Raw genomic sequence first — 15,929 nt, forward strand, 5'->3', positions numbered from 1 at the left:
ACCGGCGTCGTCCTGTGCTTACCGGGCCATGTATCGGCGATCCACGGCCCAAGCCGCCTGTGCGATGCCGTTGGACCACCAGAGCGGCTGTCCGAACAACCACTTCATACGGCTATGGCGAGCCGCATGGTGGATCAGCAAACATGCCACGACCAGAAGGCTGGCGCTCAACAGGGGCGTCGCCACCCCTCCCAGCTTCGGGATCACCGGCTTGAGCGCCATCCAGAGCGGCAAGTGCAGGAGATAGATGGGCAAGGTCTTCTGTCCGACCGATGCCAGCGCATTGGCGACGGCCGGCATCATCTCGACGGGCTTGAGCAGATAGATCGCCGCCGCGCAGACCGAAATCCGCTCGATCGGGCCGAAAAGCTGCCAACCCTGGGAATGCCGGAAAAGCTCGCTGATGACATGGATCGCTGCGATGCCGACCACGACGATGCTCGCCGAGCGCAGCGAGAACGGAGCCTTGATCAGCCCTGCCACTTCCGCCCGGCACAGCGCGCCGACATAGAACATCGGGGCATATCGCAGCAGATTGTCGTGACCGAAGGTCAGGCCGAATATGCCGCTATAGTCGATGGTCGCGACGAGCAGCGAGGCAAGCAGCACGGTGCGGCGTGGGATCTTCACCACGATGAACAGCGACGCGATCAGGATCATCAAGGCCCAGATGAACCATAATTCGGTCGCGGGCCGCCAGACATTGTCCAGGATATAGACCGCATCCGCCCGCACCTTTTCCGGCGACGCCAACAGCATCACCGGCAGCCATAGCACGTACAGCCATGCCAGGTTCGTCACGCGCGACAAGGCCTGCCGCTTCGGCTTGTTGACGATGCCGGCGGACAGGAAACCGGAAATCAGGAAGAGCACCGGCATACGGAAGGCCGTCAGCGCCAGGCAGATCGTCATCAAAGACGCATTTGTCGGCGTCGGGGCATATTCGCACATATGGTACACGACCATCAGGATCACCGCCGTCCCGCGAACGATGTCCAGGCCTTGGGAACGCGCTTGCACCGGTAGGTCCATAATGCTGCCCCTTTTCCGGGGGCGGCCTAGGGTCATTATGGTTAACAAGCAAAGGTATAATCGCTCTAATAGGTTGATATACGATGTATTATTTCACAATTGAACATTGGTGAGTCGATGTCCGGCCGGCATCGCACGCCGCGCCGGACGACATCGTGCCGGACGCCCCGATCGTCATGAGCGAGAGTGAAGCCGTTCCCCCACCCCGGACGATCAGGTGGTCCAGCCACCGCCCAGGGCGCGGAAGAGATCGATCTGTTGCCGCGAGATCTGCGCATCGGCCAGCGCCAGCGCGGCCTCCGTGTCCGCAAAGGTTCGCTCGGCATCCAGTTGCGCGAGACTGTCGATCTGCCCCTCCCGCTGCTGTGCCCGCGTGATGCGCGCCGCGACGGCCGCCTGGTCGCGCGCCGCCTGGAGCGCAGTGCGTCGCTGCAATGCCTGGGCATAGGTGGAGAGCGCGGTCTCGGTCTCCTCCAGTGCGATGAGGACGGTCCCGTCGAACGTGGCAAGCGCGGCCTTGCTGTCGGCCTCCGCGCCCGCGATCCGTGCCCGCGCCTTGGTCGGATTGACGCTCCAGTTGAGGAGCGGCCCGAGCAGCCAGTTGAGCGGCCCCGCGCCGAACAGGCTCCCGACCCCCGTCCCCGTCGAGCCGATCGAACCGCCCAGGCTGATGCGGGGATAGAGGTCGGCGGTCGCGACCCCGATCCGCGCGGTGGCGGCGGCCAGGCGACGCTCAGCGGCCCGGACATCGGGACGGCGCACCAGCAGCGCGAAACCGTCGCCGACCGGGATCGGCTGGTCGAGCCGCAGCGTGGTGGCGCGGCCCCCGGCGATCGCCGGCAACTCGGCCGGCATCCGGCCGGTCAGGGTCGCCAGCCGGAACAAGGCTGCCTGCCGCTCCGCGACCAGTGCCGGCACATCCGCCTGGCGCTGGTTGCGCAGCGCGGCGATCCGGGCGCTGTCGAGCCCGGTGGTCAGGCCGACCTGCGCCCGCCCCTGCGTGACGCGCAGCGAGCGGTCGAGCAAGGCGACGATCCGCTCGGCGACCGTCAGTCGCTCCGCGGCGGAGGCGGCATCGGCATAGGCACGGGTCGTGTCGGCGACCACCGCGACGCGTACCGCCTCGACATCGGCCTGCGCCGCGCCGACCTCGCCACGCGCCGCCTCGATATTGCGGGACACGCGGCCGAACAGGTCGACCTCATAGGCGACATCCAACCCGGTATCGATCGTCCAGTCCTCGCGCTGGACGCCGAGCGGGCGTTGGATCGCGGAGAGACGGCCATAGGTGGTGCTGGCCCCCGCCGTCGCCTGTGGCTGGCGGTCGCCGCGCACCTCGCGCAGGGATGCCCGCGCTCGCGCCAGCCGCGCGACGGCGACCCGGATATCCGTATTCGCTGCGAGCGCATCGGCGATCAGCCCGTCGAGCACGGGATCGCGGTAAAGCTGCCACCAGCGATCATTTCCGGTCGCGGTGGCGGTGACGGCGGGACCGGCCATCAGGAAATGGCTGTCCGCCGCCAGGAGCGGGGCGGGCGGCCGGTAATCGGGGCCGACCGCGCAGGCTGCCAGGGCGAGCGCCGACGCGGAGGCCAAGATGATGCGGATCATGGAGAGGTTCCTCATTCGGCCGGCTGCCACCGGGCGGCGGGCACCGCCCGGTCGCGGCGGAGCCGATCGCTCAGCGCGCGGCAGACGACATAGAAGGTCGGGGTGAAGATCAGGCCGAAGCCGGTGACGCCGAGCATTCCGAAGAACACCGCCGTGCCGAGCGCCTGGCGCAGTTCGGCCCCGGCCCCGGTCGCGACGAGCAGCGGCACCGCCCCCAGCACGAAGGCGAAGCTGGTCATCAGGATCGGGCGCAACCGATCGCCGGCCGCACGCACCGCCGCCTCGACCGGCGACAATCCGTCCTGCAACTCGGCCTGCCGCGCGAACTCGACGACGAGGATCGCATTCTTGGCGGCGAGCGCGATCAGCACGACCAGGCCGATCTGGGTCAGGACATTATTGTCCATCCCGCGCAGGTTGACGCCGATCATCGCCGCCAGCAGGCACATCGGCACGATCATGATGATCGCCAGCGGCAGCACCAGGCTTTCATATTGCGCCGCCAGCACCAGGAAGACGAAGACGACGGCGAGCGCGAAGATGACCGCCGCCGTGTTGCCGGCCAGCCGCTGCTGGAAGGCGATGTCGGTCCATTCGGTGCTGTAGCCGGCGGGCAGCGTATCGGCGGCCAGCTTCTCCATCGTCACCAGCGACTGGCCCGACGAGAAACCCGGTGCGGTGTTGCCGTCCAGCTCGACCGCCGGGAACATGTTGTAGCGGACGACGCGGTAGGGGCCGGTCTTGTCGCGGAAGGTGGCGACCGATCCGATCGGCACCATCCCCCCGGCGTTCGACCGGGTCTTCAGATTGGCGATATCGGCCTCGGTCGCGCGGAACGGCGCATCGGCCTGGGCGGTGACTCGATAGGTCCGGCCGAGCAGGTTGAAGTCGTTGACGAAGGCCGAACCCAGATAGATGTTCAGCGCTTCGAACACCCGCTCCGGCGGCACGCCGAGCAGATCGGCCTTGGCCCGGTCGATATCGGCGAAGACGCGCGGCGTGGCGGTGTCGAAGAAGGTATAGGCGCCCGCCAGGCCCGGCGCGGTGTTGGCCTTGGCGATCAGGGCATGGGCCTCCTGCCCCAGCGCCTGATAGCCATGGCCGCCCCGATCCTGCACCATCATGCGGAAGCCGCCGGCCGCGCCGATGCCCTGGATGACCGGCGGCGGCACGATCATCAGCCGCGCCTCGGTGATGTCGGCGGTCGCCTTCTGCGCCTCGGCCATGATCTGGCTGACATGGATGCCCTTGCGATCCTTGAAGTCCTTGAGCGGGATGTAGGCCGCAGCGGCATTGGGGGCGAGCGTCTGTGACGGGCCGTCGAAGCCGGCCAGCATCACCGCGCCCTTCACGCCGGCGAGCGGCAGGATGCGGGCCGCGACCTTGCGCATCACCGCGTCGGTCCGCTCGACCGACGAGCCGGGCGGCAACTGGATGACGGTCAGGAAATAGCCCTGGTCCTGTTGCGGGATGAAGCCGGTCGGCGTCGACCACAGCATTGCGATGGTCGCCGCGATCAGCCCGGCATAGGTGGCCATCACGCGCTTCGGCCGGGTGACGAGCGCCTGGGTCAGTCGGCTGTAGCGGGCGCTGAGCGAATCGAACCCGCGATTGAACGCATCGCCGGCGGCGCGCACCCGGCGCATCACCAGCCCCTGCCCGCCATGATCCTCGACATGGTTCTTGAGCAGGATCGCGGCCAGCGCCGGCGACAGGGTCAGCGAGACGATCAGGGAGATGATCGTCGCGGTGGAGATCGTCGCGGCGAATTGCTGGTAGAAGGCGCCGGAGATGCCGTTCATGAACAGTGTCGGGATGAACACCGCGCACAGCACCGCGACGATCGCGACCAGCGCGCCCGCGACCTCGTCCATCGAAGTGAAGGCGGCCTGGAGCGGCGTCATGCCGCCGGCCAGGTTGCGCTCGACATTCTCGACCACGACGATCGCGTCGTCGACGACGATGCCGATCGCCAGCACCAGCCCGAACAGCGACAGGTTGTTCAGCGAATAGCCGACCAGCAGCAGCACCGCGAAGGTGCCGATCAGCGAGACGGGGATGGCCACGACCGGGATGATCGCCGCCCGCCAGCGCTGCAGGAAAACTATGATGACCAGCACGACGAGGACGATCGCTTCCAGCAGCGTGTGCATCACCTCGTCGATCGACTGGGCGATGAACTCGGTCGGATTGTAGATGACGCGATAGGCCAGCCCCTTGGGGAAGGTCTTCTGCACCGTGTCCATCTCGGCGGTGATCGCCTTGGCGGCGGCCAGCGCGTTGGAGCCGGGGCGCTGGAACACGCCGAGCAGTACGGTCGGCTCGCCGGACAGATAGGTGTTGGTGGAATAGTCCGCCGCGCCCAGTTCGACGCGACCGACATCGCGCACCCGGACCTGGCGACCGTCCGCATCGGTGCGGATGACGATGTCGGCGAATTGCTGCGGCTCGGTCAGCCGCCCTTGCGTCTCGACGTTGAGCTGAAAGGCATTGCCCTGGTTATAGGGCGGCTGGCCCAGCGTGCCCGCCGCGACCTGCACATTCTGCGCCCGGAGCGCCGCCACGATGTCGCCGGCGGTCAGGCCGAGCGCGGCGGCGCGACCCGGATCGATCCACACCCGCATCGCATAGTCGCGCGCGCCGAACAGCTGGACATCGCCCACGCCCTCGATCCGCGCCAGGCGGTCCTTGACCTGGGTCAGCGCATAATTGGACAGATATTGGGTGTCGAGCGAGCGGTCGGGGGACACGAGGTTCACGACCATCAGGAAGTCGGGCGAGGTCTTCTTGGTGACGATGCCCAGCCGCTGCACCTCCTGGGGCAGGCGCGGCGTGGCGATGGCGACGCGGTTCTGGACCAGCACCTGCGCGGCGTCGAGGTCGGTGCCGGGCTTGAAGGTGACCGTGATCGTCGCGCGGCCGTCGCCGGTCGATTGCGACGACTGGTAGATCATGCCGTCGACGCCGTTGATCTCCTGCTCGATCGGCGCGGCGACCGTCTCCGCCACCGTCTCGGCCGATGCGCCCGGATAGGTCGCGGCGACGGTGACGGTGGGCGGCACGATGTTGGGATATTGCGAGACGGGCAGGCCCAGATAGGCCAGCGCCCCGACGATCGTGATGACGACCGCGATGACGGCGGCGAAGATCGGCCGCGTGATGAAGAAGCGCGACAGGCGCATGGATAGCCTCCTCGCCCCATGGGGCGACGACGAGAGAAGATCGGGATGGGTCTGGTGGTCGCCGGCCGGCGACGGTGCGCTACCGGGTCAGCGTCGCCTCGCCGACCATCGCCACGGGCATGGGCGCGGCCGCTGCGCGGTTCGCGGCGATCCGGCCGGGCCGGACGGTCACCTTCGCGCCGGGCATCGCCATCTGCGTGCCGCTGACGACGACGCGGTCGCCGGCTTCCAGGCCGCTGCGCACGATGCGCAGCCCGTCGACGACCGGCCCCAGCACGACGCCCTTGGCGGCGACGGTGCCGTCGCGCGCGACGGTCAGCACCGTCTTGCGCGCCTGATCGGTCTGGATCGCGGCATCGGGCACCAGCAACGCACGCACGGCCGTGCCACTGGCGAGCCGCATATTGCCGAACATGCCCGGCGTCAGGAACAGGTCGGGATTGGCCAGCACCGCCCGCCCCCGCACCGTGCCCGAACGCGGGTCGAGCCCATTGTCGGTGAAGTCCAGCCTACCCGATCGGCCGTAACTCGCCTCATCCTGCAACCGGACCTGAACCATCGACCCTTCCGCCCCGGCGCGCCTGGACTTGAGGAACAGGCCCTCCGACGCATCGAAGGCGAAATAGATGGGATCGAGCGCGTTGATCGTCGTCAGCAACGTGCCGCCGGTGTCGCCGGCGGTCACCAGATTGCCGGCATCGATCCGGCGATCGGAGATGCGGCCGGCGATCGGCGCACGGACCTGGGTGAACTCGACATCCAGCGCGCGGGCCTGGACGCGCGCCTGCGCCGCGACCAGGGCGGCCTGCCCGGCGCGGACACGGGCGGCGAGCTGGTCGAGATCGCTCTTCGACACCGCATCGTCGGCGACCAATCGGTTGGCGCGATCCAGATTGGCGCGTGCCAGCGACAGGTCGCTGTTCGCACTGGCGACGCTGGCCCGCGCCTCGGCCAGGCTGGCGGCGAAGGGGCGAGGGTCGATCGTGAACAGCAACTGGCCCTTCCGAACGATCGCGCCGTCGGTGAAATGCACCGCGGTGATCGCGCCGGAGACGCGGGGGCGCACCTGGACGGATTTCGACGCCTCGAAGCGGCCGACATAATCGTCCCATTCGGTCACCTCGCGGACCAGGGGCTGCGCGACCTCGACGGTTGGCGGCGGCATCGCCGCCACGGCCGGTTCGTCGTGACGGAACAGGGTCCAGGCGCCAGCGACCGCCACGACGGGCAAGGCGATCCAGCCGACCCGCCGCCACCGACCCCGATGGGCGTCGGCTCGGGCGTCATCGACGGGGGCATCGATCGGGCTGAGCATGTTCATGCGCGTGGCTCCGATCGCGCCCTGCCGGCACCGACGGTCAACCCGGAATCGCCGTGAAAATCGACATAGGCCATGAGCTGTCCTTCCTTCATGGTCATGGGCGCGCCGCGTCAGGGCAAGGCCGGACGTCCGCCACCACCCTTTGCAAGGGCCGTGACGCTGGCGCGCAGGTGTGGACCATCATCGCCATGACGCCGGGCGTCAGGCGGATCGGGTCCATGATGAGAGATATACGCTGGTCCGGGTGCCGCCGATTACAGGGCGGACACCACCGGGAAAACAGGATGGAGCATAGCGGCGTCCTCGCGAGCCAGGGCGCTTCGGATGGCGCCTCCTTCTATACTGACTGGTATATTAACGCCGAACCGTTTCGTCAACGCCTTTTGTACCGGCCGGTAGAGATTTTGTCGAATCGATCACGACTTTCGCCAGTCCCGATAGCCGATCACCGCCAGACCGATCATCACCGCATAGAGGCCCGCCGTCGGCACCAGTCCCTTGGCGAGGAACATGCCGACATAGACGATGTCGACCGCGATCCAGAGCAGCCAGCTTTCCCGGTGGCGCCGCGCCGTCCAATATTGCGCGACGAGGCTGAAGCTGCTGAGCGTCGCGTCCATCCAGGGCAGCGCCGCATCGGTGTGGCGGCTGGTGAACCACCCGATTGCCAGCGCCCCCAGCGTGCCGGCCGCGATCCCCACCACGGCCCGCCGCCCCGGCAGCGGCATCACCACGACCTGGCCCGTGTCGCGCCGACCCCGGCTCCAGACGATCCAGCCATACAGGATGCCGATCCCGAACAGGGCCTGCAACACCATGTCGGCGTAGAGGCGCACGTCGAGGAACAGCTTGAAATACAGGGCACAGGCGACGAGGTTCAGCGGCCAGCACCAGACATTGCGCCGCGCCGTCAGCCAGATCGCCAGGACACTGGTCGCGACCCCGGCGACCTCCAGCGGCGACATCAGACGCTCCCGCCGTCCGATAGCCGGGCACAAACATCCCGTCCGGCTGGTGACAGGAACCACTCGGCATGGCCGAGGAGATAGGTGTCCCAGGCCAGCGCCGCCGCCGCGCGATCGTCGACGATCCCGGCGAAATAATCGATCTCGGACAGGGCGAATTCGACATGGACCAGCGGCAACAGGCGGATCGAAGCCTGTACCACCGAAGGATCCGGAGCAGCGCCCATCCGATACCCCGCGATCAGCGTCTCCGCCGCCAGCGGATCGGCCAGATCGTCGTCCCGCCCCTGCCCCAGTTCCAGCCAGGCAAAGGCGGTCCGTTCGATCGCGATCGCCAGATCATGCGCCGCGCAGCTCCGATCGGCGAGGCCGAAATCGAGCCAGGTCCGCACCCGGCCATCCCCCGACCAGAGCAGATTGGACGGATGCCAGTCGTTATGCGTCCATAGCGGCGCCTGACGCGCCGCGATCGCCGGGAACCCCCGCCCCGATGCCGCGAACAGCGCCGACAATCGACGTCGCCACGGTCGATCCGCCAGGAACGCGGCCAGGGCCGGGCGGGCCTCGACATAGGCCTCGACGGCGGCCATCGGATCGGCCGCCGCCAGGATGGCGAAGCTGGCGACCAAAGGCTGCTGACGCCGCGCCGGCGCATCGAACCCGTGCGAGGCGCGATGCAGCCGTGCCAGCGCTTCCCCGGCGGCCTGCGCATGGCCGAGCGACCGGAACGGCGTCCAGGACAGGCGGTCGCGATAGCCATCGTCGCCCGCCGCCTGGCGTTGCAATTCATAGGTCCAGTGCCCCGATGCGACGGCGCTTTCCCCCTCTGCCGTGTGGAGCAGTTCCGGCACCGGCGCGCCGGCGGCCGACAGATGGGCGATGAAGCGATGTTCCTCCATCAGGCCCGCGACCGTGCGAACCCGCCGGTGATGCCGTTTGAGGAACAGGCCTCCATCGCCGGTCTCGATCAGCGTCGCGGCGGAAAAGGGACGCGGCGAATGCCAGCGCAACGCCTCGATCCGTCCGGCCGCCGGAAAGCGGGCGAGGATCGCCGCCGCTTCGTCCGGCGTGATCGCCGGCCAGGTGGGCGCCTCCATGGCCAGTCCCATGCCATGGACATGGTGGCCGGCCGCCGCCGCATCGAAGACCACCATGCTCAGAAGCTGCGCGAGAGGGTGGCGGTGACCGCCGCGCCGCCGCCGATATAATAGGTCGGCGCCGCGCCCGCGATGATCGTGCCGTTCCGGCCGACCGCATCCTGCGCGTTGGTGGTGACCCCTTGCACGCCGGCCAGCACATGCGGATCGGTGACGTTGATCGCGTTGACCCGCAGGTCGGTGCGTTTGCCGCCGAACCAGTCGGCGAGATGGAGCCCGATCGCCAGGTCGACGGTCGCATAGCCCCGGATGCTCTGATCGTTCAGGAAGGTCGCATATTGGCGTCCGACATATTTGCCCGCGACGCTGCCGAATATCCGTCCGTCGTCATAGGTGCCGCCGCCGCCGATCTGCACGGTCGGGCTCGACACGGCATGCCGCCCCCGCGTCGGCAGGTGGTCGTCGCCGACCGGCAGGTCGTCGTCGATCCGCGCGTGCAGATACTCGCCCGACAGATAGACGCTGACGCCCCGCGCCGGGCGATAGTCGATCTCGGCATCGACCCCATAGGAGGTCTGCCCACCCGCGTTGAGCGTGGTGTTCACCAGCGCGCCGCCGACATCGGCGACGGTCGCGAGCTGGCGATTGCGGAATTTGGCGTGGAAACCGGTCACCGAGGCCGAGACATTGGCGCCGATATAGCGATAGCCCAGTTCCTGCGAGACGGAATACTCGTTCTTCAGCGCGTTCGTGCCACGGGTCGCGACCACGCCGCCGTCATAGCTGTCATAGAGCGTGAACTCGTTGGGAGTCCGGAAATTGGTCGTGACATTGGCGAAGAGCTGCTGGCGCGCGTCGATCGCGTAGCGGACGGCGGCGCGCGGCAGGACGGCGACGCTGTCGCTCCTGACCCGGCTCTGCGGCCCGGGCAGGTAGTTGCGGCCGTTGCGCAGGAGGTTGACGCCCTTGACGCCGATATCGACGCTCAGGTCCTGCCCGAGCGCGATGCGGTCAGCCAGGAAGACGCCTTTCGTCACGGTGACCGTGCGCTGGTTCTCATAGGCGAGCAGCCGGCCATCGGCGGCGCGGATCGCCTTGCTGCGGTAGCCCCAGCGATCGGCCGGACGACCATCGGCGTCGACCGCGGTATAGGTCTGGGTGACGCGATCGGTGCCGTGGTCGTACCACAGCCCAGCAGAGAGTTGGTGGGCGCCGGCCTGCACGGTCAGCGTGCCGACCTGACCGGCGCGCATCTGGTCGCCGGTATAATTGCCCATCACCGTCGCGACGCCGTCCTGCGCACCGGGCAGCGCGATCGGCTCGGCCAGCGGCTCGGCCCCCAGGTAATTGCCGGTGGTGGCGAGCTGCGTGCCATAGGGCGAATTGCCATAGCCGAACTGGAGATAGGTCGTGCCGTCGAGCGTCAGCCGATCGCCGAGCACCAGGTGAACCGGTGCGGAGGCGTAGAGATTGCGGAACGGCGCACGGTACAGCCGCCAATAGTTGCTGTTCCCCGGCGTGTAGCGCGCATCGTAATTGAACTTACGACCGAGCGCCTGCCATTCGGCCAGGGTCGGGCTGGGATAGCTGGAGGAAATGGCGTCGTTATACGACAAGGCGAGGCTGGCGCGGCTGCCGTTCGACCAGTCCCGCAGCAGCTTGGCGTCGACGTGCTGGCGCGTGTCGAAACCCGCGCCGCGCCAATTGTCGGCGCGGGTGTTGGAATAGGACAGGAACGCCTTCACCCCGCTGCCCCCGATCGTGCCCGTATCGACCCGGACGAAGGCCCGGCGGAGGTCGTGCGATCCGAGCGAGAGGTCGGCGAGCAGCTGGCGGGTCGCCTTCGGATCGTCGAGCGTCAGCGACAGCAGGCCGCCTGCCCCCACGACCGTCGGCGCACCGATATCCACCGATCCCGGTGCGAGCGCGATCTGCCGGATATTGGCCGGATCCGCAAATTGCGACGGATAGGCATAGTAATAGCCGATGTCGTTCTGCGGCGCGCCCTCCAGCAGCACCGCGATCTCATCCTGGCCCAGGCCACGAAGCGTCAGGCTTGAACTCGTCGACAGGCCATAGGGATCGCTGGAGGCGATATTCGCGCCGGGCAGCAGGCCGACGAGCTGGAAGGCATTGAGGGTCGGCGCCTGCTTGACGATGAAGTCGGCGGAGATCGCGCTGACCGCGTTCGGCTCGGTCTCGTCGGGCAACAGCCCCTCCGGATCGCGATGGCCGATCACCCGGATATCCGCGGGCGCCTCGGGTGCCTGTTGCGCCACGGCCGTGGCGGGCAATGCCAGCCACGCCGTCGCGACCAGCAGAGCATCGCGGCGGATCGTCGTCCGACCGTGGATATTCATAACCGGCATCGTCTCGCGTCCACTTCACATGAAGGGACGACGGGAAAAGCCGCCAACCCTCCCTACGCCGGTATCATCCGGATCAGGTTCAGCGGGTCATGGGCTGCGGCCCAAATCTCAGCCGCGCATCAGCGGCCCCCCGGGGATGGCGTCGTCTATACCGGTTTGCCGCTCAGGTGAACCACCCTCGTCAGCCGCCGCCCTGCTTGACCGACGCCATCCAGTCCAGGCGGGCCTTGTGCATGGCCGGCAAGGTGAAACGCCGGGCGAGGTCGGCGATCGCAAGGGACAGGTCGCGACGCAGATTGGGGTCAGACAAGGTGCGCAGGCGATCGGCGAGCGCTGCCACATCGCCTTGCGGATATAGCAATCGCTGATCGAGCCCCAGGGCCCGGTACGGCACGGTATCGGGGCAGACGGGGATGCAGCCGCGGCTGATCGCATCGAAGATCAGGCGCGGCTGCTCGTCGTTCAGATTGGTCATCAGGACGACATCGTACTCGTCCAGGAAACGGAAGAACGCATCGGGATAGCCGACCGGCGGGAGGAGCTGGAAATTCGCCAGCCCGGCGGCACGAGCCTGCGCACCCAGCCTGTCCTGTTCCGCGCCCTTGCCGATGATCGTCAGTCGATCGAAACGCTCCGCGCCCGCCAAGGCGAAGGCCTCGATACCCAGGTGAAACCCCTTCATCGGTTCCAACCGTCCAGCCATGCAGACGCGCAAGGGCCGGTCCACCGGGGGGCGGGGCGGCACGATATCCTCGACCTGGATCCAGCTCGCCACGCCGACATGGATCGACCGGGCGACCGGCTCGACCAGCGCCCGCACCCCCTCGCCGACCACGAACACGCCGGCGCAGCGGCGCGCCAGCCAGGTCTGCGACAGCCGGACATCCGCATAATGGAGCAGGCCCTGGACGCGACGCGGCCACGACCCGTTCCTGGAATTCAATATGGCGGTGCGGGCGCGGTTGCTGGTGATGCCCAGGAATACCGCCTTCCCCTTGGCCGCCGCCGTCCGCAGCAGCGGGCGGAACCGGCGGGCCATCCGCCAGCCGCCATTGCCCGGCAGCTGGATCGCCGTCGACCACTCCACTATCCGATCGAGCGTCGGGCCACCCGACAAATGCCCTTCGTCGACGACCTCGATCGCCGAGGCGAGCGGCGCACCGTCCTCGATCGGTCCGGTGACGATCGGACACAGCAGCACGATGTCCGCCTGCTCCGATTGGGCGTTGATATCGCGCGCCCAGAGGTCGAGCGTCCGCCATCCCCCTTCATGCTGCGTGACCGGGATGGGCGAGCATAGCAGGATGCGGGGCTTCGTGATCGGCATGGCCGGGGAACGCGTGGTCACGCCCCGATGTTCATCATCGGTCAACCGCGTGCCGCCGCCGCCAGTGCATCGGCGAAGCGGAAGACGAAGCCCGGCCCACAGCCCGCCAGCGCGGTCACCGCGTCGAACGACCGTTCGTCCGCGATCCATTCCGCAAGCCCCAGCGGCCGGGCCAGCGCCTCGGCTGCCTGACGCACGTCGGCTGCATCGCTCGGGCTGAACAAGGCGGTCACGCCCTGCCGGATGGCGACCGGCAAATTGGGCATCGCGCGCACCACCGCGCCGGCCGGGATGCGGGTGGCCAGCACATCCGCTTCCACCCCCGCCAGGATCGACACCAGCAGGTCGGGCGCAAGGCCCGCCAGCATCGGCGCGACGTCATCGAGTTGCTGCGGCTTGACCGCCAGCACCAATGTCGCCGGTCGTTCGCCGTCCGGCAGGGCGGTCAGCGACCGGACGCCGGCCGGCGCCCCCTGCCCGCTGCGAGTCACCACCGTGACGGCGGCGGGGTCCAGCCCGGCGGCGATCCAGCCGCGCAGCATCGCGCCGCCCATATTGCCGCAACCGATCATCCAGAGCGGCTGCGGGATGGCGGCCATGCCGGCCACGGATCCGGGACCGCTCATGCCTCGCCCTGGGTTTCGACCAGGGCGGCCGCCAGCGCCTCACGCGGGGACTTGCCGCCCCAGAGCACGAACTGGAACACCGGATAGAAGCGCTCGCACTCCTCGATCGCCGACTCGACCAGCAATTCGGCGGCGGTCAGCGACAGGACGCGATCGTCGCCGCCATCGATCATCGCCGCGTGGCGGAACAGCAGGATGCCGCTCGACGACCAGAGTTCGAAATGACCGATCCACAACTGCTCGTTGACCAGCCCGATCGCCTCATAGACCGTCGCGCGACGATCGTCGGTGACCTTGATGTCCGGGAAGCACAGGAACTGGAGGACGCTGTCCTCCTCGCGCCACAGCGCGCGCAGCTCGTAGCTGGCCCAGCTTCCCTTGACCGTGGCGATGATCTCATCGTCATGCCGCTCATGCTCCCAGCCATGGGCAGCATAATAGGCCTCGAGCATGTCGATGGGGGCAGCGTCGTCGGCCTGGTCGTCGTGGTCGAGCATCAGCATCCTGTCGCACCGATCGCGGCGCGACGGAAGAGACCTCCGCACGCGCCGTCCTGGGACATCGGCACTCGATCGAGATTCATCATGCCGTGGGCAGCGGGTCGGCCGCCTTGGCCTCCAGCGCGTCGAGCCGGACGCGCAGCGCATCGGCCTCCTCGCGCGCGGCGATGGCGATCGCCTTGACCGTCTCGAACTCGTCGCGGCTGACGAAGTCCAGGCCACCGATCCAGTCGCGCGCGCGGGCACGAGCGGTCGATTCCGCCTCGCGGCCCATGCCGGCGATGGTGCCGGCCGCGCCGTTCATCAGCTTGGCGAGATCGTCGAAGATGCGGTTCTCGGATTGCATGTCGAATTCCAATCGGCGGGGATTACAAGAGTTGGGAGCTGCGCGCCGCCGGCGCAACTGTCTCGGCATCGGGATTGCGCTGGTGGATGCTCCAGGTCAGCACCGTCGCAAAGCTGATCCACACCAGATAGGGCACCAGCAGCCACGCGGCCAGCGGCCGGATGCGCCCGAACGCGAAGGCCGTGGCGATGCCGATCACCACCATCGCGGAGATCAGCACCGCGGCCGCGACGATCCGGTGCGCGCCGAAGAACAACGGCATCCAGACGAGCGCCGCGACCACGCCGATCGCGAACAGCGCGACCGCCGTCATCCGTCCTCGCGCGCCGCGCGCGTTCAGGATCATCGCCAGCGCCAGTCCCTGACAGATATAGATGATCGTCCAGGCGACCGGGAACATCCAGCCGGGCGGCGTCAGCTCGGGCTTGGCGAGCGCGACGTACCAGCCGTTTTCCGACCCGGCCGGGACCGATCGCCCGGACGCGAAGCCCAGCAGCAGCATCAACGGCACGGTGACGACCGCCCATCGCAGATAGGATGCCCGCAACTGCCCCTTCGACGCGATACCGTTCACATTGGCTCCTGAGATCTTCGCACCGCCCATGTCCTGCCGCAGGATGAAGGACCAGTAAACCGCCTGTCCCGTTTTTCCCGGGCTTGGTCGCTCATCACCCTGCGTCAACGGGCGGATGGCGGGCGGAAATCAGGAATTCGACATTGCCTTCCGGCCCGGTGATCGGGCTGGCGACGATGCCCTCGACCGACCAGCCCTGCGCGCCCATCCATGCCGCGACCTCGTCGCAGACGCGTTGGTGGACGACCGGGTCGCGCACCACGCCGCCCTTGCCGACCTCCTCACGCCCCGCCTCGAACTGCGGCTTGATCAGCGCGACGAGGCGCGTGCCCGGTCTGGCGAACGTCATCGGGCGCTCCAGCACCTTGGCCAGGCCGATGAAGCTGGCATCGCAGACGATCAGGTCGACCGGCTCCGGAATATGGTCGGCGGTCAGGATGCGGGCGCTGGTCTGTTCGTGGACGATCACGCGTTCGTCCTGGCGCAGCTTCCAGGCGAGCTGGTTGGTGCCGCTGTCGACCGCATAAACGCGCGCCGCGCCGCCTTGCAGCAGCACGTCGGTGAAGCCGCCGGTCGAGGAACCGACATCGATCGCGACCTGCCCGGTCACGTCCAGCCCGAAATGGGCCAGGGCATGGGCCAGCTTGATCCCTCCGCGCGACACCCAGGGATGGTCGCGTCCGCGCACGTCGAGCACCACGTCCGCCGCCAGCGCTTGGCCCGGCTTGTCGACCTTGCGATCGCCGACGAACACCAGCCCCGCCATGATCAGCGCCTGCGCCCGCGCCCGCGACTCCACCAGTCCCCGATCGACCAGCATCTGGTCCGCGCGCTGCTTGGCCATCTTGTTCATGGATCGGCCATGACAAGCGCAACGTCCTACCGCAACCCGCCATCGCTCCGACGCGACGGCTATTGCCTATCGGCTTGGTAGGAATATGTTGCGGTCATAGGGTGTAGCGTCACGGCGGACCCTGAC

Annotated in this window: 13 protein-coding genes and 1 riboswitch; all 13 genes read right to left on the reverse strand. The window is 68.0% G+C overall.

The genetic code is table 11. The features are described 5' to 3' along the window. Positions 1–18: 18 nt before the first annotated feature. The 13 genes from BRX43_RS15765 to BRX43_RS15825 all read right to left on the reverse strand — a co-directional run bounded on the left by BRX43_RS15765 (position 19) and on the right by BRX43_RS15825 (position 15,794). A complete protein-coding gene (locus tag BRX43_RS15765; RefSeq protein ID WP_206433244.1) occupies positions 19–1,020 on the reverse strand; it encodes an acyltransferase in 1,002 nt (333 codons plus the stop codon). A 225-nt stretch (positions 1,021–1,245) separates the two neighbouring features. Next, positions 1,246–2,643: a TolC family protein gene (locus tag BRX43_RS15770; protein ID WP_125996051.1), complete on the reverse strand. Its 1,398-nt coding sequence runs from the start codon at positions 2,641–2,643 to the stop codon at positions 1,246–1,248. 11 nt (positions 2,644–2,654) lie between these two features. Then, the gene (locus BRX43_RS15775) at positions 2,655–5,825 is read right to left on the reverse strand and encodes a multidrug efflux RND transporter permease subunit (protein ID WP_125996052.1); all 3,171 of its coding nucleotides are present in this window, start codon (positions 5,823–5,825) and stop codon (positions 2,655–2,657) included. A gap of 79 nt (positions 5,826–5,904) precedes the next feature. After that, complete coding sequence (locus tag BRX43_RS15780) at positions 5,905–7,146, reverse strand: efflux RND transporter periplasmic adaptor subunit (RefSeq protein WP_125996053.1); 1,242 nt, start codon at positions 7,144–7,146, stop codon at positions 5,905–5,907. 416 nt (positions 7,147–7,562) lie between these two features. Continuing rightward, the gene (gene pnuC, locus BRX43_RS15785; protein WP_125996054.1) at positions 7,563–8,111 is read right to left on the reverse strand and encodes a nicotinamide riboside transporter PnuC; all 549 of its coding nucleotides are present in this window, start codon (positions 8,109–8,111) and stop codon (positions 7,563–7,565) included. Continuing rightward, a complete protein-coding gene (locus tag BRX43_RS15790) occupies positions 8,111–9,265 on the reverse strand; it encodes an aminoglycoside phosphotransferase family protein (RefSeq protein ID WP_241215000.1) in 1,155 nt (384 codons plus the stop codon). The genes pnuC and BRX43_RS15790 overlap by 1 nt, the downstream gene beginning before the upstream one ends. Positions 9,266–9,267: 2 nt before the next feature. Further along, positions 9,268–11,568, reverse strand: a complete 2,301-nt coding sequence (locus BRX43_RS15795; protein ID WP_125996055.1) for a TonB-dependent receptor — start codon at positions 11,566–11,568, stop codon at positions 9,268–9,270. A gap of 42 nt (positions 11,569–11,610) precedes the next feature. Continuing rightward, a riboswitch (TPP riboswitch) is annotated at positions 11,611–11,720 on the reverse strand. A gap of 38 nt (positions 11,721–11,758) precedes the next feature. Beyond that, entirely contained in the window at positions 11,759–12,925 is a 1,167-nt protein-coding gene (locus BRX43_RS15800; RefSeq protein ID WP_241215001.1) for a glycosyltransferase, read from the reverse strand. 20 nt (positions 12,926–12,945) lie between these two features. Beyond that, positions 12,946–13,530 carry an NAD(P)-binding domain-containing protein gene (locus tag BRX43_RS15805; RefSeq protein WP_241215002.1) on the reverse strand — a complete coding sequence of 195 codons (585 nt, stop codon included), beginning with the start codon at positions 13,528–13,530 and terminating at the stop codon, positions 12,946–12,948. Beyond that, positions 13,527–14,027: a YbjN domain-containing protein gene (locus tag BRX43_RS15810; RefSeq protein ID WP_125996056.1), complete on the reverse strand. Its 501-nt coding sequence runs from the start codon at positions 14,025–14,027 to the stop codon at positions 13,527–13,529. The genes BRX43_RS15805 and BRX43_RS15810 overlap by 4 nt, the downstream gene beginning before the upstream one ends. 85 nt (positions 14,028–14,112) lie before the next feature. Continuing rightward, the gene (locus BRX43_RS15815; protein WP_125996057.1) at positions 14,113–14,376 is read right to left on the reverse strand and encodes an accessory factor UbiK family protein; all 264 of its coding nucleotides are present in this window, start codon (positions 14,374–14,376) and stop codon (positions 14,113–14,115) included. A 22-nt stretch (positions 14,377–14,398) separates the two neighbouring features. Beyond that, positions 14,399–14,950: a TspO/MBR family protein gene (locus BRX43_RS15820; RefSeq protein ID WP_241215003.1), complete on the reverse strand. Its 552-nt coding sequence runs from the start codon at positions 14,948–14,950 to the stop codon at positions 14,399–14,401. Between the two features lie 94 nt (positions 14,951–15,044). Then, complete coding sequence (locus BRX43_RS15825) at positions 15,045–15,794, reverse strand: TlyA family RNA methyltransferase (RefSeq protein WP_125996066.1); 750 nt, start codon at positions 15,792–15,794, stop codon at positions 15,045–15,047. Positions 15,795–15,929 lie beyond the last annotated feature (135 nt).

It is taken from the genome of Sphingomonas sp. S-NIH.Pt15_0812 (genome assembly GCF_003951315.1).
Lineage (GTDB): Bacteria > Pseudomonadota > Alphaproteobacteria > Sphingomonadales > Sphingomonadaceae > Sphingomonas.